This is a genomic window from Amycolatopsis sp. NPDC003861, assembly GCF_053605405.1.
The window spans coordinates 1-21312 of sequence record NZ_JBSGJD010000006.1; the positions used below are offsets into that span (position 1 = coordinate 1).

Sequence of the window (21312 nt, forward strand, 5' to 3'; positions counted from 1 at the left end):
GTCGCCGACCGTCACGCTTCCCACCGGGGACCGGGTCACCGTCGGGACCACCCCGGACGGCCGGGACACGTTCGAGGTGCGGCCGGCCGCGGACAAGGGCATGGCGCGGGCGCTCGTGCACCTGCGGCTCGGCGGCCGCGACTACGAGGTGCCCGGCACGGCGTTGCCCTACCTGGGGCGCGGGCTCGACCTGAGCCTGTTCGACATCAAGGCGCTGCTGGCCGGCGCGAAGGCTCCGGTGGACACCGCGACCTTCGGCGCCGCGCTGGCCAGGCAGTTCAAGGAAGACAGCGCCCGCGGCCGGTTCGGCGGCCAAGGCCTGTTCGCGAACGGCGTCCGCTACGCCCTGCCCGGAGCGCCGAAGCGGCCGGCGGCCCAGCCGCGATCGGTGATGCGGACGGTGTCGCTCGACGCCACCGACATCGCGGGCAAGCCCGCCGACACCGGCATCGCGTTCCTCTACAACACCGACGACGGCGACACGCTCGCCCCGGACGAGAACTTCAACTACTTCTTCGGCGGCACGGCCAAGTTCAGCGTGCCGGACGGCAACTACAGCGCGCTCGGCGTGTTCTGGACGACCGACGCCGACGGCAACCCGACCGAGCTGCGGTTCAGTGCGCAGCCCGAGTTCGCGGTGAAGGCGGACGCGTCCGTCCGCGTCGACGCGAAACGGGCGTCGAGCAAGCTGACCTGGGTGACCCCGCGCCCGGCGCTGCTGGACGACACCGGCTTCCTGTTCCGCCGGGCCGCCAAGACCGGGCCGGCGCTGCTCGTCGACTTCGACGCCGGGCCCGGCGTGCCGATTTCGGTGTCGCCGACGAGTGTCCCGGTGCGCACCGGCGCGTTGCAGACCTACCCGTACAGCAGGCTCGTCTCCCCACCCGGACCGGGCACACCGTACGAATACGTGCTGCAGAAGGCGAGCATCGGCGTGATTCCGCAGCAGCGGTACGTGATCACGGCGAAGGACGTCGCCGCGGTCGACGCCACCTACTTCAGCGAGTACTCCTCGCTCGGCCTGCGCCAGCGCAGCGGGATGTTCACGTTCGAGGACGTCAGCGGTCATCCGTCGCACCCGATCCAGCTGCCGCGCAAGCAGACCGAGTACGTCTCGGCGTCGCCGGACCTGGCGTGGTTCGGCGGGTTCTCGAAGTACGTCCAGTCCGGGCCGTTCCCCGGCTGGGCCGGCGGCCAGCACGAGGCGTTCCACACCTACCGGGGTGGCTCCTCGGTCACCGAGGACTGGAACCGCTTCCCGCTGCACCCGGCGGGCGACGTGGCGCTGCTGCCGCTGGACGACGGCCGGGCGTACACCCTCCCCGGCGCGACGCGGGCCGGTGACCTGCTGCGGTTCTCGATCACGCCGTTCAGCGACAACCAGCCGGGTCACACCGGCTTCGGCTTCTACGGCGAGCCGCGGGACACCATCACCGGGCACTACCGCTTCACCCAGGACGGCACGACCCTGGCCGAAGGCACCCCGCAGGGCGCCTACGCGGCCGAATTCGCCCAGGAGGTCGCGCCCGGGCCGTCGACGCTGGGGCTCACCATCGACGCCGGGCGCACCGGGCCGATGTACCACCAGAGCACCGCGAGCCACACGGAATGGACGTGGCCGTCGCAGCACGTCGAAGGCGTCACCTTGCCGCCGACGCTGTACTGCGCCCGCGGGGACGGCGGGCCGGACCGGAACTGCGGCGTCGAACCGCTGCTGACGCTGGGGTACTTGGTCGGCGGGCTGCGGCCGGACGGGTCCACGGTCTCCGGTCCGCAGGGCCTGGACCTCACCGTCGGGCACCTGCAGCAGAGCACCGGTTCGCCGGTGACGGCCGCGACCGTGCAGTACTCGACCGACGGCACGACCTGGCAGGACGCGGCCGTCACCGCCCGCGGCGACGGCGTCTTCCACGCGGACTTCACCGCGACGACGGAGGCGTTCCGCGGCCTCGACGTCTTCCTGCGCGTCACGGCCGCCGACGCCGCCGGGGCGACCATCGCCGAGACGATCACCGCCGCCTACCACGTCTACGTGTCATGAGGGGACTGTCCACAGTGCACAGGAGATGGCTCGGAGTGCTGGCCGCCGCGGTGGCGGCCGCCGGCGTGGTCACCCCGGTGGCGAGTGCCGCACCGGGGCCGCGCGCGGCGTGTCCGGAACAGCCCGGCGTGCTGCGCTGCCTCACCACCTACCCACCGGGCGCGACCCGCGCCTTCGGCCCGGCCGGCTGGGGCGCCGACGACCTGGCGTCGGCCTACGGACTGCCTGCTTCGGCGGGGTCGGACACCGTCGTCGGCATCTCGATCGCCTTCGACGCGCCGAACCTGGAGGCCGACCTGGCCGCCTACCGGGCGCAGTACGACCTGCCGCCGTGCACGACGGCGAACGGCTGCTTCCGCAAGGTGAACCAGCAGGGTGCCGCGGCGCCGCTGCCGGAGGTGAACTTCGGCTGGGCCATGGAGTCCACTTTGGACGTCTCGATGGTGTCGGCGGCGTGCCCGTCGTGCCGGATCCTGGTCGTGGAGGGCAACACGCCTGGGTTCGCCGACCTGGCGGAGACGGCCGACACCGCGGTGCGGCTGGGCGCGAAGGTGGTGTCGAACAGCTACGGCGCGCGGGAGAACGGTGCGGCGCTGGCGTACGCGAGCCACTATCAGCACCCCGGCGTGACGGTGGTGGCGTCCTCCGGCGACACCGGCTTCACGGCGGCGAGCTACCCGGCGGTGCTGGCCTCGACGATCTCGGTCGGCGGCACGTCGCTGGCCCGCGACCCGGACTCCCCGCGTGGCTGGGCGGACGGGGCGTGGACCTACGGCGGCAGCGGCTGTTCGGCGTACATCGCGAAGCCGAAGTGGCAACGGGACACCCACTGCGGCAAGCGGACGGTCGCCGACGTATCGGCGGCGGCCGAGGACATCGCGATCCACTACGCGGACGCGGGCGGCTGGCTCCCGGTCAGCGGCACGAGCGCTTCGGCGCCGTTCGTCGCCGGCCTGATCGGCCGTTCGGGGCACGCGGGCGTCACCCGACCGGCGGACCTGTACGCGAACGCGGGGTCGTTCACCGACGTGACGACGGGCCACAACGACCCGGCGGGCGGCGGCAAGAAGTGCGGCGGCGACTACCTGTGCGTCGCGGGCCCGGGCTATGACGCGCCGACGGGGGTCGGCGTGCCGAACGGGCTGGCGGGCTTCTGACGGAACCGGTGGCGCGGGCTCGCCCGCCCGCGCCACCGGGTTCCCCATCAGGGGATTTCGAGTCCTGCACGGCAGAGCCCGCGCTCGTAGGCCAGCAGCCCGGCCCCCGTCCGGTGTGCGCACCCCAGTTTCCGCACCACCCTGGCCACGTACTCCCGCACCACCGGCTCCGGCAGCTCCAGCCGCTCGGCGATCTCGGCGTTCGTCAGTGCCGCGCCCACCGCTGTCAGTACTTCGGTTTCGCGGGCCGACAGCCGGTCGACCGCCGCCATCCGTTCGTCGCGCGGGCCGGACAACCGGGTCGCCGCCGACACCTGACGGCGGGAGACGTCCGAGGACAGCACCAGGTGGCCGTCCGCCGCCAAGCGGACCACCTTGAGCACGTCCCGCCGCGGGGCCGAGCGCAGCAGGAACCCCGCCGCGCCGTCGCGGAGGGCGCGCAGGATGCCCGCGTCCGAGTCGAACGTCGCCAGCGCCACCACCGCCGGCCGGTGGGGGAACTCCTCCGGCCGGCTCAGGCGCAGGTCCAGCAGCAGCACGTCCGGCAGCCGCCGGCGAAGGGTGACACGGGCCGCCGTCGCGTCGGGGACCGCGCCCACCAGCTCGATGCCATCCGCTTCGGCGAGGACCGTGCTCAGGCGTGCTCGTACCGCCGGGTCGCGTTCGGCCACCAGGACCCGGACCGGCGGCGGCACGAGCACCGCGTCAGTCCTTCGGCCGCAGGCGGATCAACGGCAGGTCGGTCTTCGAAGCACCGACCAGGTCCCGGCCGCCCGGGCCGCGCAGCCGCACCTCCCGGAACCGCACCGACGACAGCTGCGCGGCTTCGATCGGGTAGACGTCGCCGTAGCGCTTGATCTTGTCCACCAGCTCCTTGCCGAGCAGTTCGACCAGGCCCGCGTGCCGGGCCGCGCCGCCGCCCAGCGGGACGTCCAGCTGCTTGCGGACCTCGGGGAACCGCTGGTCCAGCTCGACGGCCAGCTGGTGGATCGTGACGTAGGCCGGGCCGAAGTCCGCGGCGTCCGGGCCCGGCGGGATCTCCTTGAGCACCTTGATGAGCTTGTCGTCCATCCCGAGCTTGTCCCACAACGTCACGTCTTTTCCTCCGCTCACGACCGCCGTTGGTCTACCAGAGGACCGGCACGCGGTCCACTCCCCCGGTGACACGGTTGGTCCGGATCCGGAGTTCATCGACCCCGGTGGCCAGGCGCAACCCCGGGAACCGCCGGAACAGCGACCCGAAGACGACGCGCAGTTCGGTGCGGGCGAGGCTGGCGCCGATGCAGAACCAGCCACCGTAGGCGAAGGCGACGTGCGCGTTGGGCTTGCGTTCGGGGTCGAACGTCTCCGCCGACGGGAACACGGTTTCGTCCCGGTTGGCGGCGGCGATCGCCAGCACGACGGCGTCCCCGCGGGCGATCGTGACGCCGCCGAGTTCGACGTCGTCGTGCGCGTACCGCAGCACGCCGAGCCCGCTCGGGGCGGACATCCGCAGGATTTCCTCGACGACGCCGTGCACGCGGCCGTCGGGGTCGGCGGCCAGCGCGTCCCGGCGGGCGAGGTCGCTGAGCAGGTAGAGCACGCCGAGGTCGATCCGGTTGGACGTCGTCTCGTGGCCGGCGAACAGCAGGCCGGCGGCCAGGCGGGCGAGGTCGTCGTCGCCGAAGGACGGGTCGCCGGCCTGCGCGCGGACCATGTCCGAGACGACGTCCTGGCCGGGATTCCGCCGTTTGGTGGCGGCGAGCCGGCTCATGTAGGCGGTGAACTCGTCGAGCGCGGCTTCGGCGCCGTCGCCGATGTCCATCCGGCCCATCCGGTCCGACAGCACCCGGAAGGTCTCGCGGTCCTCGTACGGGACGCCGAGCAGTTCACAGATCACCAGCACCGGCAGCGGGAACGAGAGGTGTTCGTGCAGGTCGACCGGGCCGTCGCCGACGCGTGCCCGCTCCATGGCGTCGAAGCAGCCGTCGGCGAGGTCCTGCACGTGCCCGGCGAGCCGGCGGATCCGGTTGGCGGAGAAGGCGGGCACGAGCATCCGCCGCATCCGCGCGTGCTCGGCGTGCTCGGTCTCGTGGTCGCCTTGCGGGCGGCTGAGAATGGCGGCGTCGGACAGCGCCGAAGCCTCCTCCGGAGCCGGGTGCGAGCGCCCGAACCGCGGATCGGTGAAGGCGGCCCGCACCTGCTCGAACCCGGTGACCAGCCAGGCCGGATCCCCGGCCGGCGTGGTCACGGCGACCACCGGCCCCTGCCGGCGCAGCACCTGGAACAGCGGCGCGATCTCCAGGACGTTCGGCCGCGGGAACGGCAGCCGCGGCGGATCCGTGGTGACGGTCATGGCTTTCTCCTCCCGGTGCGCGGCCGGCAGGCGCGGACACGGGCGGGCCGGTCTCCGGCCGCTCCCCCGGTCCCCCCGCGATCCACGGTACTCAGGAACGGCGTGCTCAGGCCGGGAACGCGAGTTCCCCGCCCGATCGGGCCAGCGCTTCCGCCCGGAGGACCGGAACTGTCGGTGGCCCCCGGTATCGTGGAAACCGGGGGCCGGAGGCCAGACCCCGCCACGATCGGGCCGGGCGGCAGCCGGTCTCCTGGCGGCACCGCGGACGCCCCGGGCCTCGGTCACGGCTCCGGCGAAGTCGGTCTGCGCGGTGTCGGGTGCGTCGGCCAGTAAGCGGGTCGGTGCCCACCACCCCGAAACCGCAATTGTCACTACGGCCGGTAGCGCCGCGTCAAGGCGGGAAAGCGTGCCTTGACCCGGCACCACCGTCCGCGTGCTGGCTTCGGATCGGGGTGGCGGGGCAGGCCTGGGCGGGGGTGCAAGTCCGGGCGTCAGCCTGCCGTTGGCGAGAAGCGGCGCCGCCCTACAGCAGTTTCCAAGCCTGCGTCAGCGCCTCCCGCAGGATTTCCTCCATCTCGTCGAACTCCGCCTGATCGCACACCAGCGGCGGCGACAGCTGCACCACCGGCTCGGCCCGGTCGTCGGCCCGGCAGTACAGCCCTCCTTCGAACAACGCCTCCGACAGGAACCCCCGCAGCACCCGCTCCGACTCGTCGGCCGAGAACGACTCCTTCGTCGCCTTGTCCTTCACCAGCTCGATGCCGTAGAAGAAGCCCGCCCCGCGGACGTCCCCGACGATCGGCAGGTCCAGCAGGCGGTCCAAAGTGGACCGGAACGCGTCCTCCCGCCGCAGCACGTGGCCGTAGAGGTCCTCCCGCTCCATCAGGTCGAGGTTCGCCGAGGCCACCGCGCACGACACCGGGTGCCCGCCGTAGGTGGACCCGTGCATGAACGTCGTGGCGCCGCGCGTGAACGGCTCCATCAACCGCTCCGACGCCAGCACCGCCCCCAGCGGCGCGTACCCCGACGTCAGGCCCTTGGCCGTGGTGATGATGTCCGGCTGGTAGCCGTACCGCTTGGCCGCGAAGTCGTACCCCACCCGGCCGAACGCGCAGATCACCTCGTCCGACACCAGCAGCACGTCGTGCTTGTCGCAGATCTCGCGCACGCGCGCGAAGTAGCCGGGCGGCGGCACGAAACACCCACCGGTGTTCTGCACCGGCTCCAGGAAGACCGCCGCGACGGTGTCCGCCCCCTCGAACTCGATCGCCTGCTCGATCCGGTCGGCGGCCCAGCGGCCGTACGCCTCGTAGTCGCCGGCGTGCTCGGGCGCGCGGTAGAAGTTCGTGTTCGGCACGCGCAGGGTGCTCGGCACCAGCGGTTCGAAGTCCGCCTTCGCGCCCGGGATGCCGGTGATCGACAGCGCGCCCTGCGACGTCCCGTGGTAGGCCAGCGCGCGGCTGATCACCTTGTGCTTGCCCGGTTTCCCGACGAGCTTGAAGTACTGCTTGGCCAGCTTCCACGCCGTTTCGACGGACTCGCCGCCGCTCACGGTGAAGAACACGCGGTTCAGGTCGCCGGGAGCCGCGTCGGCCAGCCGCGAAGCCAGTTCGATCGCCGTCGGGTGCGCGTGTCCCCACAGCGGGAAGTACGCGAGCTGCTTCGTCTGCCGCGCCGCCGCCTCCGCGAGTTCCTCGCGGCCGTGGCCGACCTGGACCGCGAACAGCCCGGCGAGCCCGTCCAGGTAGCGCCGGCCCCGGGAATCCCAGATGTAGGGGCCTTCGCCGCGCACGATCACCGGGACGTCGGTCTCGTCGTAGGCGGAGTGGCGGGTGAAGTGCATCCAGAGGTTGCTGCGGGCAGCCTGGGCGAGATCGGCGGTAGCGGTCATGCCCTGGTTATCGCACGCGACGGCCGCCAGGCGCAAGCGATTCAGTCGTCCAGACGAACTTCGACGACTAATTCATGATCTCTCTGCGCTCGACACCTTCGGATCTAGTCGTCACGGTCAGCGAGTGCCCCACTGGTAGGTCTGTTTCCGCAGCTTGAGGTAGACCATCGCCTCCGCGTGCCGGACGCCCGGCAGCGCGCGGATCCGCGTCGAGATCAGCTGGAGCAGCGCCTCGTCGTCGGCACAGACGGCCTCGCACAGCAGGTCGTAACGCCCGGCACAGAGGATCACGTACGCGATTTCGTCCATTTCGGCCAGGGCGTCGCCGACCGGTTCCAGCGGGCCGTCGACCGTGATCGCGATCATCGCCTGCCGGAACAGCCCGACCTGCAAGGGATCCGACACGGCGACGATCTGGATGACGCCGGAGTCGGACAGCCGCTGCACCCGCTGCCGGACCGCCGCCTCGGACAGGCCGACCGCCTTGCCGATGGTCGCGTACGCGCGCCGCCCGTCCTCCTGCAGCTGCGCGATGATCTGCCGCGAGATGTCGTCGAGCACCGGCGGGGCGGGCCGGCCGGTCGTGTCCTGGCTGCTCACGCCCCGGATCATCCCCGACGCGGGGGATGCCAGGCAAACCCGCCACGCCGTGACGGTGCGTGACTGAATCCGAATGCCCCAAGGTCTTAGGACAACGATTTCGGTCGTCAAAGGCCGGTTGACAGCACCGAATCAGTGCTGTTCCATCCGTCGCACCTTGCACCCCGGCCGGAGGGAACGCCGATGCCCCGCACTCCCGCCCCGCCCGACGTCGCCACCACCACGGCCCCGAAGAAGACCCTCACCCGGTCCATCGGCGTCGGCGGTGGCACCCTGCTCACGCTCAGCTGCGTGACACCGGCGTCGTCGCTGTTCGTCCTCGTGCCCCCGCTGTTCGCCGACCTGGGCACGGGCACCGCGCTCGCGATCGCCCTCGCGGTGCTGCTCTGCGTCGGGATCGCCTTCTGCTACTCCGAACTGGGCACGCTGGTGCCGAGCGCCGGCGGCGAGTACGCGATGGTGACCACGGTGGCGAACCGGTTCGCCGGCTGGCTGACGTTCATGCTGTCGTTCGTCGTCATCCTCGTCGTGCCGCCGATCATCGCGATCGGCGTCGCCGACTACCTCGCCGCCGTCGTCGATGTCGACCCGTCGGTCGCCGGGGCGCTGGTCATGCTCGCGGGCACCGCGATGGGGCTGCTCAACCTGCGTTCGAACGCCTGGATCACCGGGATCTTCCTGGTCATCGAGATCGTCGCGATCTTCGTTGTGTCGCTGCTCGGTTTCACGCACACCGCGCAGAGCCCGGCCGTGCTGGTCGAGCCGAGCCTCGGCACGAGCGGGATCGGGCTGATCGCCGTGGTCACCGGGCTCGCCGTCGCGTTGTTCGTGGTGCAGGGCTTCAGCACCGCCGTGTACCTGGCCGAGGAGATGCGCGAGCCGCGCCGGACCGTCGCCCGGACGGTGTTCTGGACGCTCGGGATCAGCGCGGTCGTCATCCTGGTGCCGGTCGTGGCGATCACCCTCGCCGTGCCGGACACCGCCGCGCTCGCCGGCGTCGACCTGACCGCGCTGGTCACCGGCTGGAGTTCGCCGGCGGTCGGAGTGGCGATCAGCCTGTGCATCGCGGCGGCGATCGTCAACGCGGTGATCGTCATGGTCATCCAGAACTCGCGGGTGCTCTTCTCCTCCGCGCGCGACCAGGCCTGGCCGACGCCGGTCAACCGCGCGATGAGCGTGGTGAGCGAGCGGTTCGGCGCGCCCTGGGTCGCGACACTGGTGACCGGGCTGTCCGAAGCCGTCCTCTGCTTCGTGCCGGTGGACACGCTGAGCGGCGTCACCGGGGTCGCCGTCGTCGCGCTGTACCTGAGCGTCGCGGCCGCCGCGCTCGGCGCGCGCCGGGCGGCGCACCGGAAGCCGCACGTGTGGCGGATGCCGGCGTGGCCGCTCGTACCCGGGCTGGCCGTCGCGGCGCTGGCCTACGTCCTGGTCGAGCAGAGCGCGCTCGACCTGGGCATCACCGCGGGTGTCCTGGTGGTGTCGGCGCTGTACTGGTGGGGGTACCTGCGCCGGCGTCCCGGCCGGTGGGTCGTGACGGTCCCGCAGGAATAGCCGTCGCCCCATCGGGGTAACCCTCTCGCGCTCAACCTTCGGGGCCGTTCACCCGTATTGACCCCCGGCAGGGATTTCGGCGAGGGGACGACGGATGCGCAGACCCGGTGTTGGGCTCCTGCTCGGCGCGGCGCTGGTCACGGCGGCGTGTTCGGCACCGCGCACCACGACGCCGAGCCCGATCGCCGAACCGGTGCCGGTGACCACGACGCCGGTCACCACCACGAGCACCACTCCCCCGCCCGTACCGCCGTGCGCCGTCACGACCGGCGCGTGCGTGAGCCTGGCGCAGCGGCTGGCCTGGCTGCTGCGGGACGGCCGGGTGGTCCGCGGCCCGGTCCCGGCCGGGTTCGGGCCACCCGACCAGGCGACCCCGGCCGGGTCGTTCCACGTCGTCTGGAAGGACCGCGAGCACCGCAGCAGCGAGTACGGCACCGACATGCCCAACTCGGTGTTCTTCGCCGCCGGCGGCATCGCCTTCCACGCCGGGCCGCTCGACGCGCCCTCGCACGGCTGCGTCCACCTGACCGACGCCGATTCGGCGGCGTTCTTCGACGGGCTGAACGTCGGCGACGCGGTGCAGGTCTTGTAGGCTCCTTCCCTGTTGGACACTTCCACCGTCGTCTCCCGGCTGCGCGCCGCGGGTTGCGTGTTCGCCGAGGACGAGGCCGAGCTCCTGGTCGCCGCGGCCACCACCCCCGCGGAACTCGGTGTGCTCGTCGAGCGGCGGGTCGCCGGGCTGCCGCTGGAACACCTGCTGGGCTGGGCGGAGTTCCACGGCCGGCGCGTCATCGTGCGGCCCGGGGTGTTCGTGCCGCGCCACCGCACCGGGTTCCTGGTCGACGTCGCCGTCTCGCTCGCGCCGCCGGACCCGGTGGTGCTCGACCTGTGCTGCGGTTCCGGCGCGCTGGGTGCCGCGTTCGCCGCGGCGTGCCCGCCGCGTGAGCTGCACGCCGCCGACGTCTCACCCGACGCGGTTTCGTGCGCGCGGCTCAACCTGCCGGATGGCGCGGTGTACCAGGGCGATCTGTACGACGCGCTGCCGTCGTCCCTGCGCGGCCGGGTCTCGGTCCTGCTGGCGAACGTGCCGTACGTGCCTTCGGACGCCGTCGCGACGATGCCGCCGGAAGCTCGCCTGCACGAGCCGCTGGTGGCGCTCGACGGCGGCGCGGACGGCCTGGATCTCGCCCGGCGCGTCGCCGCGGGTGCGCCGGAGTGGCTCGCTCCGGGTGGGACGCTGCTGATCGAATCGAGCGAGCGGCAGGCGCCGGTGCTGGCGGAAATCCTTGCTGCGGCGGGGTTGTCGCCGCTTGTGCACTCCTGCGACGACCTGGGCGCGACGGTCGTGACCGGCACCGCGAAATTGTGACCTCACGTTTCGCCGCCCCCGGACGTCTACCTCATGTGATCGTGAAACCGTTCGAGCAAGTCGTCGCCGAGCACGGGCCGATGGTCCTCCGGGTCTGCCGGGCCGTGCTCGGGCCGGCCGATGCCGAAGACGCCTGGTCGGAGACCTTCCTGGCGGCTCTGAAGGCGTACCCGGAGCTGCCCGCGGACGCGAACGTCCAGGCGTGGCTCGTCACGATCGCGCACCGCAAGGCCGTCGACGTCACCCGCGCGCAGGCCCGCGGCCCGATCCCGGTCGAGGAGGTGCCGGACCGGCCAGGAGGCGCGGCCGCGTGGAACGGCGACTTGTGGGACGCGCTGGCGAGATTGCCGGACAAGCAGCGCATCGCCGTCGCTTACCACTACCTCGCCGGGCTGCCGTACCGCGAAATCGCGGAGATCACCGGAGGCACGGTCGAGGCCGCCCGCCGCGCGGCCGCCGACGGCGTCAAGTCGCTGCGGGCCGTCTACCCCCTGGAAGGAGCGCACTCATGACGGACATGTTCCAGTTCTTCGGCGACGAGATCCTGCTCGATTCGAGCGTGATGCACGAGCGGCTGGTCGCCGACGCGGCGCGCCAGGGCTTGCTGGACGTCGCTTACGACACGGTCGACTCACCGGTCGGCCCCCTGCTGCTGGCGGCAACCGAGCAGGGCCTGGTCAAGGTGGCTTTCGACCGCCAGGATCACGACGCGGTCCTGGCCGAGCTGGCGGCGGCCATCAGCCCCCGCATCCTCCGGGCCCCGGCCCGCCTGGAGCCGGTGGCCCGCCAGCTGGAGGAGTACTTCGCCGGCCGGCGGCAAGCCTTCGACGTCCCCTTGGACCTCCGCCTGGCCCGCGGCTTCCGGCGCGCGGTGCTGAGCCACCTGGCAGAAATCACGTACGGCCGCACGGAAAGCTACGCCCAGGTAGCAGCGGCAGCGGGCAGCCCGAAGGCGGTCCGCGCGGTGGGCACGGCCTGTGCGCTGAACCCGGTACCGGTGGTCCTGCCCTGCCACCGGGTAGTCCGCTCGGACGGCTCGTACGGCCAGTACGCAGGCGGCCCGGAAGCCAAGCGAGCCCTGCTGACCCTGGAGGCAGCGTGACGCCCACGCCGCCGCCCGGGCCGCGCTGACCGCCGACGACCCCGGCCAGGCACCCGGCACGCCGCCGGTAGTGCTCGCGTATTGCCGCACCGCCCGCCGCCCCGGTGCGGCGCGACAGCACGCGCCTCCAGCCTGACCGCGCCGGTCGCCGAAACCGCGTGCTCAACCCGCCGCCGACTGTGCCACGCGGGATCCAAGTGCGTTCTCCTGCCCACGAAAGCTGCATGACCACCCAAGTCCCACCGACCAAGAAGGCATCATGAAAACGTTCGAAGAGCGCGTCGCCGCGGCGGACTGGGCCGCGGCGGCCGACGAGGTCGATGACTACGGCTGCGCGCTCCTGCCGCAGCTGCTCACCCCGGCCGAGTGCACGCGTCTCATCGCACTCTGGGACCAGCCATCACACTTCCGGGCGACCGTGAACCTCCGCCGTCACCGTTTCGGCGACAACGGCGATTACCACTACTTCGCCTCGCCGTTCCCGGAACCCGTCCAACGCCTACGCCAGGCGCTCTACCCGCGCCTGCTGCCGATCGCGCAAGACTGGTCCATCCGCCTCGGCCGCCCCGCCGAGTGGCCGTCCACTTTGGACGAATGGCTGGCGGTGTGCCACGCCGCGGGGCAACAGCGGCCGACGCCGATCCTGCTCCGGTACGAGACCGGCGGCTGGAACGCCCTGCACCGCGACCTCTACGGCGACAAGGTGTTCCCGCTGCAGGTGGTGATCAACCTCAACGACCCGGGCATCGACCACACCGGCGGCAAGTTCCTCCTCGTCGAACAACGGCCACGCGCCCAGTCCCGCGGCACGGCGACCCTCATCCCGCAGGGCCACGGCCTCGTCTTCACCACCCGCGACCGGCCGGTCCGCTCGGCCCGCGGCTGGTCGGCGGCCCCGGTCCGCCACGGCGTTTCCGCAGTCCGTTCGGGCCGCAGGCACACCCTCGGCCTCGTCTTCCACGACGCAGCATGACGTCCCCCGAACTCGAGGCGCTGCTCGGCCTGATCGGCCGGGCCCGGCACATCGTCATCGGCACGGACACGTCGTCCCGCGCCGACGGCGAGCAGATCGCCGCGACGTGGGGCGGCATGGTGCTGGCGACGGTGACCTGGCCCGAGGCGGCGGCCTCGTGGCTGCGCCAGGCGCGTCGCTTCGCCGCGCCGGAGCCGGACGCGTGGGTCGTCAGCGCCACCCCGGCCGGCTGGGCGGGCATGGCGCGACGGTTGCAGCTCTCGACGTCCTGGAGTCCACACCGAACCTTCGCCACCTCGGCGCTGGCCGGCTACCCGGTCCCGGGCCTGCGCGGCGCCCACCCGGACGGCACAACTTGGGAGACCTCATGAAGCACGCAGTACTGGATTCCCCGATCGGCCGGCTGACCGTGACCGGCGACGGCGACACCGTCACCGGCCTGTACTTCCCGAACCACTGGCCGCGTCCGGACCGCGCGACCTTCGGCCACCGCGACGACACGGCGTTCCCCGAGGCCGCCCGGCAACTGAAGGAGTACTTCGCCGGCCAGCGCACGGAATTCGACGTCTCGACGCAGGCCACGGGCCCCGACTTCGACCGTGCGGTGTGGGCGGAGATCGCGTCGATTCCCTACGGAAGCACGGCAACGTACGGCGACCTCGCGCGCTCCTTGCAGGCGTTGCCCCACGACGTCGGCGCGGCGGTGGGCCGCAACCCGCTGAGCATCCTGGTGGCGTGTCACCGCGTCGTCGGCAAAGGCGGGAAGCTGACGGGTTACGCGGGCGGCTTGAAACGCAAGGAGTTCCTGCTGGACCTGGAACGTCCGCCGGAGTCGGCGCTCTGGTGATCACACGTGGCTGAGCAGCATGCCGACTCCCAGGCCGGTCATCGTCACGGCGATCACGACGTCCAGCACGCGCCACGCCATGGGCTTGGCGAACACCCCGGCCAGCCGTCGCGCGCCGAAGCCGAGCGCACTGAACCAGACAGCACTGGCGACCCCGGCCCCGACCCCGAACAGCCACCGCCCGTCCCCCTGAGCGGCGGCGACCGAGCCGAGCAGCAGCACCGTGTCGAGGTAGACGTGCGGATTGAGCCAGGTGAAGGCAATACAGGCAACCACCGCCTTCCGCAGCGGCGTCCGCTCCTCCCCAACGGTCATCACGGACGGCCGCAGCGCCCGCCGCGCGGCGAGCACCCCGTACCCGAGCAGGAACAACCCACCCCCGACGGCAATCACCCCGATCGCCATCGGCCACCGCTCCAGCACGGCGCCAACCCCGCTGACCCCGAGCCCGATGAGAACAAGATCCGAGACGGCACAGATGACGACCAACGGCGCCACGGCGCCACCGCGCAAGCCCTGTTGAAGCAGGAAGGCGTTCTGGGAGCCGATCGCCACGATCAGCGAGAGGCCGGTTCCGAACCCGGCCAGGAGGAGAGGCAGCACTCCGTCACCGTATGAGGAGGCACCACGTTACTCCAGCTAAAGTTTCTTAGGGAACATTAGCGCTCGTAACGCCCGGCGGGAAGTCGCCCACGCCGTGTTCCACCAGGTCGAAGGCCTGGTCGATCACCGCGACCTGGTCCTGCCGGACCAGCTCCGCGTCGTCGCCCGCCACGATGCGGCCCATGGCGTGGGCGAAGACCGTCGTGATCGCCGTGGTGAGCAGGCCGGCCACCATGCGGGAGCGGAAGGCGTCGCCCGTCTCTTCCGCCAATACCGAGGTGAAGGCCTCCGCGATCTCGCGCTCCTGCTCGTACCAGCGCGCCATCAACGCCGGGCTCGATGTCAGCACCCACCAGAAGCCCGGTCCGCCCGCGATCGCGCCCGACAACGGGTGACCCGAGGACAGCAGCGCATGCTGGTGACGCCGCAACGCTTCACACGGCGACACCCCCGCCGACCTGTCCCTGACCACTGAGGTCAGCTCCGCCAGGCGGTCTGCGTGGCGGTCGAGGAACAGGTCCTCCTTGCGCGGGAAGTAGTTGAACACCGTCATCTTCGAGACACCCGCCGCCTCGGCTATCTCCGCCACCGTCACCTCCTCGAAGCCGCGCTGGATGAACAGGCCTGTGGCCACGTTCGAGATCAGCAGGCGGGTGGCCTGCTTCTTCCGTTCGCGCAGTCCGGGGTCAGCCATGAGCAGAGAGTATAGACCAAGCTCAAAGTTTGACTCGGTAAAAGTTTCGCGGCATCATCGGAGCCATGAACAGGGATGTGGTGATCTCCGGGGGCGGACCGGTCGGCTTGATGCTGGCCTGCGAACTGCGGCTGGCGGGCGTGGACGTGCTCGTCGTCGAACGGCTGCCCGAGCCGGACCAGACGATCAAGGCCGGGTCGGTCAACCTGACCACGGCCGAAGCCTTCTACCGGCGGGGGCTGCTGCCCGCGATGGACGCCGTCGTGCAGCAGAACTTCGCGCAGATCCAGAAGTTTCTCGAATCCCGGGGCGGGGGTGGCCCCAAAGCCGTTCCGGTGGGGCACTTCGCCGGGATCATGGTGACCTCGGGCGGGGTCGACTTCGACGATCCCGCCTTCCGGGACGTCGGGCCCGCCGCCCGGGTCGTCGTCATCCAGCAGCAGGCCGTCGAGGCGATCCTGGCCGAGCGCGCCGCCGAACTGGGCGTCGAGATCCGGCGCGGGGCCGAGCTCACCGGGTTCGACGCCGACGACAGCGGCGTGACCGTGTACCTCGGCGACGGCGAATCCGTGCGCGCGGGCTGGCTCGTCGGGGCCGACGGCGGGCGGAGCCGGGTGCGGAAACTGGCGGGCTTCGACTTCCCCGGCACCGACCCCGCCATCACCGGGCGGCAGGCGCTCACCGAACTCACCGGCGCCGAGGCCCTGCCCGCCGGGTGGCAGCACGGCCCCGGCGGGCTCTACGTCCACGGCCCGACGCCCGGGCGGGTCCTCACCGTCGAGTTCGACGGGCCGCCGGAGGACCGCGACGCACCGATCACCGCGCAGGAAATCGAAGACAGCTTCCGGCGGGTCTCCGGGGCGGACGTCCGGGTGACGAAGGTCCACAGCGCGACACGCTTCACCGACAACGCGCGCCAGGCGACCACCTACCGTCAGGGCCGCGTGCTGCTGGCCGGGGACGCCGCGCACGTCCACTCCCCCTTCGGCGGGCAGGGTCTCAACCTCGGCATCGGCGACGCGGTCAACCTCGGCTGGAAGCTCGCCGCGACCATCCGGGGCTGGGCGCCCGAAGGCCTGCTCGACACCTACACGGCCGAGCGGCACCCGATCGGCGAGTGGGTGCTCGAGTGGACCCGGGCGCAGGTCGCGCTGATGCGCAGCGACGTGCGCATCAGGGCGCTGCGCCAAGTCATGACCGATCTGCTGGCCACCGGCGACGGCGCGACCTACCTCGCCAAGAAGCTCTCCGGCGTCCTGCACCGCTACGCGATCGACGGCGAGCACGACCTCACCGGCCGCGCCGCCCCCGACTTCGCCTTCGCCGACGGCACCCGGCTCGGCGAGCGCCTCCACGACGGCAAGGCGCTCCTGCTCGACCTCGCCGAGGACGCCGGCCTGCGCGAGACGGCCGCCGGGTGGGCCGGCCGTGTGAACGTGCTGTCCGCGAAGTGCGACAGCGAGCCGGCCCTGACCGGCGTGCTGGTCCGGCCGGACGGGCACATCGCCTGGGCGAGCGAGGACGGTTCGACGGCCGGCCTCGACGCCGCGCTGCGCGGGTGGTTCGGCGAACCCGCCTGAGTACCGGGCAGGATGGGCGGGTGATCGACCTCCACCCGCCCATCGAGCCCTATGCCCACGGGCTGCTCGACGTCGGCGACGGCCACCAGGTGTACTGGGAGACCTGCGGGAACCCGGACGGCAAGCCGGCGGTCGTGCTGCACGGCGGGCCCGGCCAGGGCTGCACACCCGGCATGCGGCGGATGTTCGACCCGGCCAGGTACCGCGTCGTACTGCTGGACCAGCGCGGCTGCGGCCGGAGCCGTCCGCACGCCGCCGATCCCGCGACGTCGTTGCGGCACAACACCACCGACGACCTCGTCGCCGACCTCGAACGGCTGCGGGAGCACCTCGGCGTCGAACGCTGGCTGGTGACGGGTGGCTCGTGGGGCACGACCCTCGCCCTGGTGTACGCCGAACGCTTCCCGGGCCGGGTGACCGAAATCGTGGTCAGCGCGATCAGCACCACGCGCCGGTCGGAGATCGACTGGCTGTACCGCGGCGCCGGCCGCTTCTTCCCCGAGGCGTGGCAACGCTTCCGCGACGTCGCCGGGGACGACGACGTCGTGGCCGCCTACGCCCGGCTGATGGCCGACCCGGACCGGCGCGACAGCGCCGCCCTCGCGTGGAACGCCTGGGAAGAAACGGTCCTGTCCCTCGAACCGGGCGCCACCGCGGACGTCCACAGTGGACCGCCGGACGACGCGCTGCTGGCGTTCGTCCGGCTCACCACGCACTACTACGCGCACGCCGGCTGGCTCGCCGACGGCGCGGTGATCCGCGACGCCGGACGCCTTGCAGGCATCCCCGGCGTGCTGATCCACGGCCGGCTCGACCTCAGCTGCCCGGTGACGACGGCGTGGGAGCTGGCCGAAGCGTGGCCGGGCGCCGAACTGCTCGTCGACGACCGGTCCGGGCACCGCGCGAGCGACGTCAAACGCGGGTGGAAGCTTGCCGCGCTGGACCGGTTCGCGCCGGCCTAGAGCCGCTCGGCGAGCAGTTTCGCCAGGCGGGCGTAGACGTCCTTGCGGTGCTTGAGCACGTACGCCACCGCCACGCGGTTCTCGCCGTGGCTGCGCTTGCCGAGCACCACCATCTCCGCCTGGTCGAGGCCGGCGCGGTCGCAGAAGTACGCGCCCTCGCCGGCCTCCGGCACCGGAGTCACCGGTCCGCTGCAGTCCTTCCGGATGTTCTTCATCGCTTCCTCCGGTGGGAGGGAGCCGGCCGCGGACGAAATCCACAGGTCGAGCAGCCACGGGTGGACGTACTTGCCCTCGTAGCGGCACCGGAATTCGGTGTCGGGCACGGCCGTCTCGACAGACTGCTCGGTCGCCATGAGGTCTTCGCTGGTCTCCAGGAGCTGCTGCAGCTCCGCCAGGCCGAGGAACGGGCAGGCGGCCGTGATCTTCACGGGTGACGCCGGTGGCGCGACCGCCACCGGCGGGACCGGCGGGACCGGCTTGGCCGGGGTGAGCAGGGGCAAGGCGGTCGTGATCGGGCTCGCGCACGCAGCAAGGCAAGCCGTCACCGATACCGCCGCGAGCGCAAGCCGGATTCGTTCCATGGCCTTCTCACGCCCGGAGCCGCCGTCCGGTTGCCTACCCCTCCGCCGCCAGCTGCACCGCGACGTCGATGATCATGTCCTCCTGGCCGCCCACCAGCGCGAGCTCGCCGCACCGGCGCAGAATCGCCTGGGCCGGGACGCCGTAGCGTTCCGCCGCGCGTTCCGCGTGCAGCAGGAAGCTCGAGTAGACCCCGGCCCAGCCCTGGACGATCGCGTTGCGGTCCATCTTCGGCCAGCGGTGCAGGTACGGGCGCACGACCTCCTCCGCCGCGTCGAGCAGGCCGCCGACGTCGAGGCCCGTGTCGATCCCCAGGCGGTCGAACACCGCCGCCAGGACCTCCGTCGGCGAATTGCCCGCGCCGGCGCCGAGCGCGCACAGCGAGCCGTCGATGTACCGGACGCCCGCCTCGTACGCCAGGACCGAGTTCGCGACGCCGAGCGAGAGGTTCTGGTGCCCGTGGTAGCCGACCCACGCCGTGTCGCCGACCTCGGCGACCAGCGCTTCAAAGCGAGCGCGGGCCTCGTGCATCAGCAACGCGCCCGCGGAGTCCGTCACGTACGCCGCCTGGCAGCCCGCGTCCACCATGATCCGGGCCTGCTTCGCGAGGTCTTCCGGCGGCGTCCGGTGCGCCATCATCAGGAACCCGGCCGTCTCCATGCCGAGTTCGCGCGCCAGGCCGAAGTGCTGCGGCGAGACGTCGGCTTCGGTGCAGTGCGTCGCCACCCGGACCATCTCCGCGCCCGCGTCGAAGGCGCGCTGCAGGTCCTCCGCCGTGCCGATCCCCGGCACGAGCAGCACCGCGATCTTCGCCTGCTTCGTCTCTTCGCGGGCCGCGGAGATCAGCTTGAGTTCGTCGACGGCGGAGAAGCCGTAGGTGAACGACGAGCCGCCGAGGCCGTCGCCGTGGGTCACCTCGATCACCTCGACCCCCGCGCGGTCCAGCGCGCGCACGGTGTCGCGCACCTGCTGCTCGGTGAACCGGTGTGCCATCGCGTGACTGCCGTCGCGCAGCGTCGTGTCGACGATCCGGACGTCGTGGCGCAGATCCGGCCGGGTCATGCGGAAACCTCCTGCTTCGCGCGGGCCATCAGCTCGCCCACCCGGGCGGCCGCGGCGGTCATGATGTCCAGGTTCCCGGCGTACTCCGGCAGGTAGTCGCCGTTCCCGCGGACTTCGAGGAAGATGCCGACCCGTGCGTTGCCGTCCCAGTCTTCGCGCGCGTCGTCGAACTGCGGATCGGCGCGCAGCGTGTAGCCGGGCACGTATTTCTGCACTTCGGCGACCATTTCGTGGATCGACGCCGTGACGGCTTCGCGGTCGGCGTCGAGCGGGATCGCGCAGAACACCGTGTCCCGCATGATCATCGGCGGTTCGACCGGGTTGAGGATGATGATCGCCTTGCCGCGCCCGGCCCCGCCGATCTCGGCCACCGCCTGCGACGTCGTGCGCGTGAACTCGTCGATGTTCGCCCGCGTCCCCGGCCCCGCGCCGCGCGAGGCGACCGACGCGACGATCTCCGCGTACGGCACCGGCGTGACCCGGGAGACGGCGTGCACCATGGGGATCGTGGCCTGGCCGCCGCAGGTGATCATCGAAACGTTCGGCGCGTCGAGGTGCGCGCCGAGGTTCACCGGCGGGCAGACCATCGGCCCGAGGTGCGCCGGGGTCAGGTCGATCGCCTGGAGGCCGGCTTCCTCGTACCGCGGCGCGTTCGCGGCGTGCGCCTTCGCCGACGTCGCTTCGAACACGAGTTCCGGCAGGGGATCCTGGCGCAGCAGCCAGTCGACGCCCTCGGCCGACGCCGCGATCCCCTGCGCGCGGGCGCGCTCGAGGCCGTCCGACTCGACCACGCCGACCACGTACCCGACTTCGATCACTTCACTGCGTCGCAGCTTCGCCAGCAAATCGGTGCCGATGTTGCCGGGGCCGACGATCGCCGCCATCACGGGAGCCATGTCCCGACCGTCGCACCGGGCCGCCGGGTCAGGACAGGCTTGTGTTCCGACCAGCGGAACGTCGAGACTGCGACACGGTCGGGTGCGTCCTCGACGACCGCTACCGCGAGGCGGAGCGGCTCGGCGTCCCGCCGGCCGGGCCGCCGGTGCGGCGCGCCCCCTGAATCACCGCCGCCGCGAGCAGGGCGGCCACTCCCCCGCACGTCATCACGGCCGGCACCGACACCGCGTCGACCACGGCGAAGACCGCCACCGCGATCAGCGTGGCCGCGAGCGCGAAGCCGGTCCGGTACCGACCGGCCAGGAAGGTGCTGGCGATCCCGGCGACGCCGTACGCCAGCAGGTAGGCGCTGAGCACCTCCGGCCGGACGACGTCCCGCAGCAGCGGCGTGACGTAGGTGTAGGTGCCGAAGGCGGCGAGGACCACGAGGAACGTCACCAATGGTCCATTTCGGACACCGCGCCGCCGCAGGAGTCCACTCAGGACGGCCAGCTGCACGAGGGCCGCGGCTGTTCCGAAACTCAGGACGCCGAGCAGGAGGAACGCCGTCCGCCAGCCCGCGAGCTGACCGACGAGGGTGCCGAGCGGCACGCCCAGCACCGATCCGAGGGGCACGGCGGCGAAGATGACCGACGTCGCCCGCGCGGCGGCCGCGGTCCCGACGAGCCGGGGTACCAGGCCGGCGCCGATCGACCAGAAGCCGCCGATGACGACGCCGACCAGGAACCGGCCGGCCAGGAGCACCCAGAACGCGGGCGCGGCGGCGGTGAGGAAGCCGGCGGCCGCGAGCAGCACCAGGAGGCCGCCCAGCATCACGCGCCGGTCGAGCCAGCCGGCCGCGACGGTGACCACCGGCGCGGCGACCGCGGCGACGAACCCGGGCACGGTCATGGTCCAGCCGGCGGTCCCGGCCGAGACGCCGAACCCGGCCGCGATCGGCGTCAGCAGCCCGATCGGCAGGATTTCCGTGGTGACGATGGCGAAGATCCCGACGGTGACGGCGAAGACGGCCGGCCACCGCGGCGCTGGTGCGTTCATGCGGCCCAGTGAAACCGGCGGCGGCTCGCGC

At 72.1% G+C, this 21312-nt stretch carries 23 protein-coding genes; 12 read left to right on the forward strand and 11 right to left on the reverse strand.

Annotation, left to right across the window (positions count from 1 at the left end):
* Positions 1-2041 (forward strand): hypothetical protein (locus tag ACWEVN_RS03020; protein ID WP_452050005.1); only part of this gene is annotated, 2041 nt, incomplete at its 5' end.
* Positions 2042-2055: 14 nt separating this feature from the next.
* Complete coding sequence (locus tag ACWEVN_RS03025; protein ID WP_452050006.1) at positions 2056-3198, forward strand: S53 family peptidase; 1143 nt, start codon at positions 2056-2058, stop codon at positions 3196-3198.
* 47 nt (positions 3199-3245) lie between these two features.
* On the opposite strand, the gene ACWEVN_RS03030 is transcribed toward ACWEVN_RS03025, so the two are convergent.
* The 5 genes from ACWEVN_RS03030 to ACWEVN_RS03050 all read right to left on the reverse strand — a co-directional run bounded on the left by ACWEVN_RS03030 (position 3246) and on the right by ACWEVN_RS03050 (position 8036).
* Positions 3246-3899: a response regulator transcription factor gene (locus tag ACWEVN_RS03030; RefSeq protein WP_449682949.1), complete on the reverse strand. Its 654-nt coding sequence runs from the start codon at positions 3897-3899 to the stop codon at positions 3246-3248.
* Between the two features lie 4 nt (positions 3900-3903).
* Complete coding sequence (locus ACWEVN_RS03035; protein WP_449682948.1) at positions 3904-4293, reverse strand: hypothetical protein; 390 nt, start codon at positions 4291-4293, stop codon at positions 3904-3906.
* Positions 4294-4324: 31 nt separating this feature from the next.
* A complete protein-coding gene (locus ACWEVN_RS03040) occupies positions 4325-5533 on the reverse strand; it encodes a cytochrome P450 (protein ID WP_449682947.1) in 1209 nt (402 codons plus the stop codon).
* 523 nt (positions 5534-6056) lie between these two features.
* Complete coding sequence (locus ACWEVN_RS03045) at positions 6057-7424, reverse strand: aspartate aminotransferase family protein (RefSeq protein ID WP_452050007.1); 1368 nt, start codon at positions 7422-7424, stop codon at positions 6057-6059.
* 117 nt (positions 7425-7541) lie between these two features.
* Positions 7542-8036 (reverse strand): Lrp/AsnC family transcriptional regulator, encoded by a 495-nt coding sequence (locus tag ACWEVN_RS03050; RefSeq protein ID WP_410587013.1) that lies wholly within the window; start codon positions 8034-8036, stop codon positions 7542-7544.
* A gap of 171 nt (positions 8037-8207) precedes the next feature.
* Here ACWEVN_RS03050 and ACWEVN_RS03055 point away from each other — a divergent pair, with 171 nt between their 5' ends.
* The 8 genes from ACWEVN_RS03055 to ACWEVN_RS03090 all read left to right on the forward strand — a co-directional run bounded on the left by ACWEVN_RS03055 (position 8208) and on the right by ACWEVN_RS03090 (position 13866).
* Complete coding sequence (locus tag ACWEVN_RS03055; RefSeq protein ID WP_452050008.1) at positions 8208-9575, forward strand: APC family permease; 1368 nt, start codon at positions 8208-8210, stop codon at positions 9573-9575.
* Between the two features lie 94 nt (positions 9576-9669).
* A complete protein-coding gene (locus ACWEVN_RS03060; protein WP_449682944.1) occupies positions 9670-10167 on the forward strand; it encodes a L,D-transpeptidase in 498 nt (165 codons plus the stop codon).
* Positions 10168-10179: 12 nt separating this feature from the next.
* A complete protein-coding gene (locus ACWEVN_RS03065; RefSeq protein WP_449682943.1) occupies positions 10180-10944 on the forward strand; it encodes a putative protein N(5)-glutamine methyltransferase in 765 nt (254 codons plus the stop codon).
* Between the two features lie 35 nt (positions 10945-10979).
* Entirely contained in the window at positions 10980-11456 is a 477-nt protein-coding gene (locus ACWEVN_RS03070; RefSeq protein ID WP_452050009.1) for an RNA polymerase sigma factor, read from the forward strand.
* Complete coding sequence (locus ACWEVN_RS03075) at positions 11453-12046, forward strand: methylated-DNA--[protein]-cysteine S-methyltransferase (protein ID WP_452050010.1); 594 nt, start codon at positions 11453-11455, stop codon at positions 12044-12046. Before ACWEVN_RS03070 ends, ACWEVN_RS03075 begins: the two co-directional genes overlap by 4 nt.
* 259 nt (positions 12047-12305) lie before the next feature.
* A complete protein-coding gene (locus ACWEVN_RS03080; RefSeq protein ID WP_452050011.1) occupies positions 12306-13019 on the forward strand; it encodes a 2OG-Fe(II) oxygenase in 714 nt (237 codons plus the stop codon).
* The gene (locus ACWEVN_RS03085; protein WP_452050012.1) at positions 13016-13390 is read left to right on the forward strand and encodes a hypothetical protein; all 375 of its coding nucleotides are present in this window, start codon (positions 13016-13018) and stop codon (positions 13388-13390) included. The genes ACWEVN_RS03080 and ACWEVN_RS03085 overlap by 4 nt, the downstream gene beginning before the upstream one ends.
* A complete protein-coding gene (locus ACWEVN_RS03090; protein WP_449682938.1) occupies positions 13387-13866 on the forward strand; it encodes a methylated-DNA--[protein]-cysteine S-methyltransferase in 480 nt (159 codons plus the stop codon). Before ACWEVN_RS03085 ends, ACWEVN_RS03090 begins: the two co-directional genes overlap by 4 nt.
* Here the strand turns inward: ACWEVN_RS03090 and ACWEVN_RS03095 are convergent, their stop codons facing one another.
* On the reverse strand, positions 13867-14469 hold the full coding sequence (locus tag ACWEVN_RS03095; protein ID WP_452050013.1) for a LysE/ArgO family amino acid transporter: 603 nt from the start codon (positions 14467-14469) through the stop codon (positions 13867-13869).
* Between the two features lie 46 nt (positions 14470-14515).
* Positions 14516-15163 carry a TetR/AcrR family transcriptional regulator gene (locus ACWEVN_RS03100; protein WP_449682936.1) on the reverse strand — a complete coding sequence of 216 codons (648 nt, stop codon included), beginning with the start codon at positions 15161-15163 and terminating at the stop codon, positions 14516-14518.
* Positions 15164-15228: 65 nt separating this feature from the next.
* Here ACWEVN_RS03100 and ACWEVN_RS03105 point away from each other — a divergent pair, with 65 nt between their 5' ends.
* Positions 15229-16743: an FAD-dependent monooxygenase gene (locus ACWEVN_RS03105; RefSeq protein ID WP_452050014.1), complete on the forward strand. Its 1515-nt coding sequence runs from the start codon at positions 15229-15231 to the stop codon at positions 16741-16743.
* 20 nt (positions 16744-16763) lie between these two features.
* Positions 16764-17705, forward strand: a complete 942-nt coding sequence (pip, locus tag ACWEVN_RS03110) for a prolyl aminopeptidase (RefSeq protein ID WP_452050015.1) — start codon at positions 16764-16766, stop codon at positions 17703-17705.
* Here the strand turns inward: pip and ACWEVN_RS03115 are convergent.
* From ACWEVN_RS03115 to ACWEVN_RS03130, 4 genes are all read right to left on the reverse strand, one after another.
* Complete coding sequence (locus tag ACWEVN_RS03115) at positions 17702-18286, reverse strand: hypothetical protein (RefSeq protein WP_452050016.1); 585 nt, start codon at positions 18284-18286, stop codon at positions 17702-17704. The two genes, pip and ACWEVN_RS03115, sit on opposite strands and share 4 nt — an antisense overlap.
* Positions 18287-18320: 34 nt before the next feature.
* Positions 18321-19346: a 4-hydroxy-2-oxovalerate aldolase gene (dmpG, locus tag ACWEVN_RS03120; RefSeq protein WP_452050017.1), complete on the reverse strand. Its 1026-nt coding sequence runs from the start codon at positions 19344-19346 to the stop codon at positions 18321-18323.
* The gene (locus tag ACWEVN_RS03125) at positions 19343-20242 is read right to left on the reverse strand and encodes an acetaldehyde dehydrogenase (acetylating) (RefSeq protein WP_449682932.1); all 900 of its coding nucleotides are present in this window, start codon (positions 20240-20242) and stop codon (positions 19343-19345) included. The genes dmpG and ACWEVN_RS03125 overlap by 4 nt, the downstream gene beginning before the upstream one ends.
* Before the next feature lie 100 nt (positions 20243-20342).
* Entirely contained in the window at positions 20343-21281 is a 939-nt protein-coding gene (locus ACWEVN_RS03130; protein WP_452050018.1) for an MFS transporter, read from the reverse strand.
* Positions 21282-21312 lie beyond the last annotated feature (31 nt).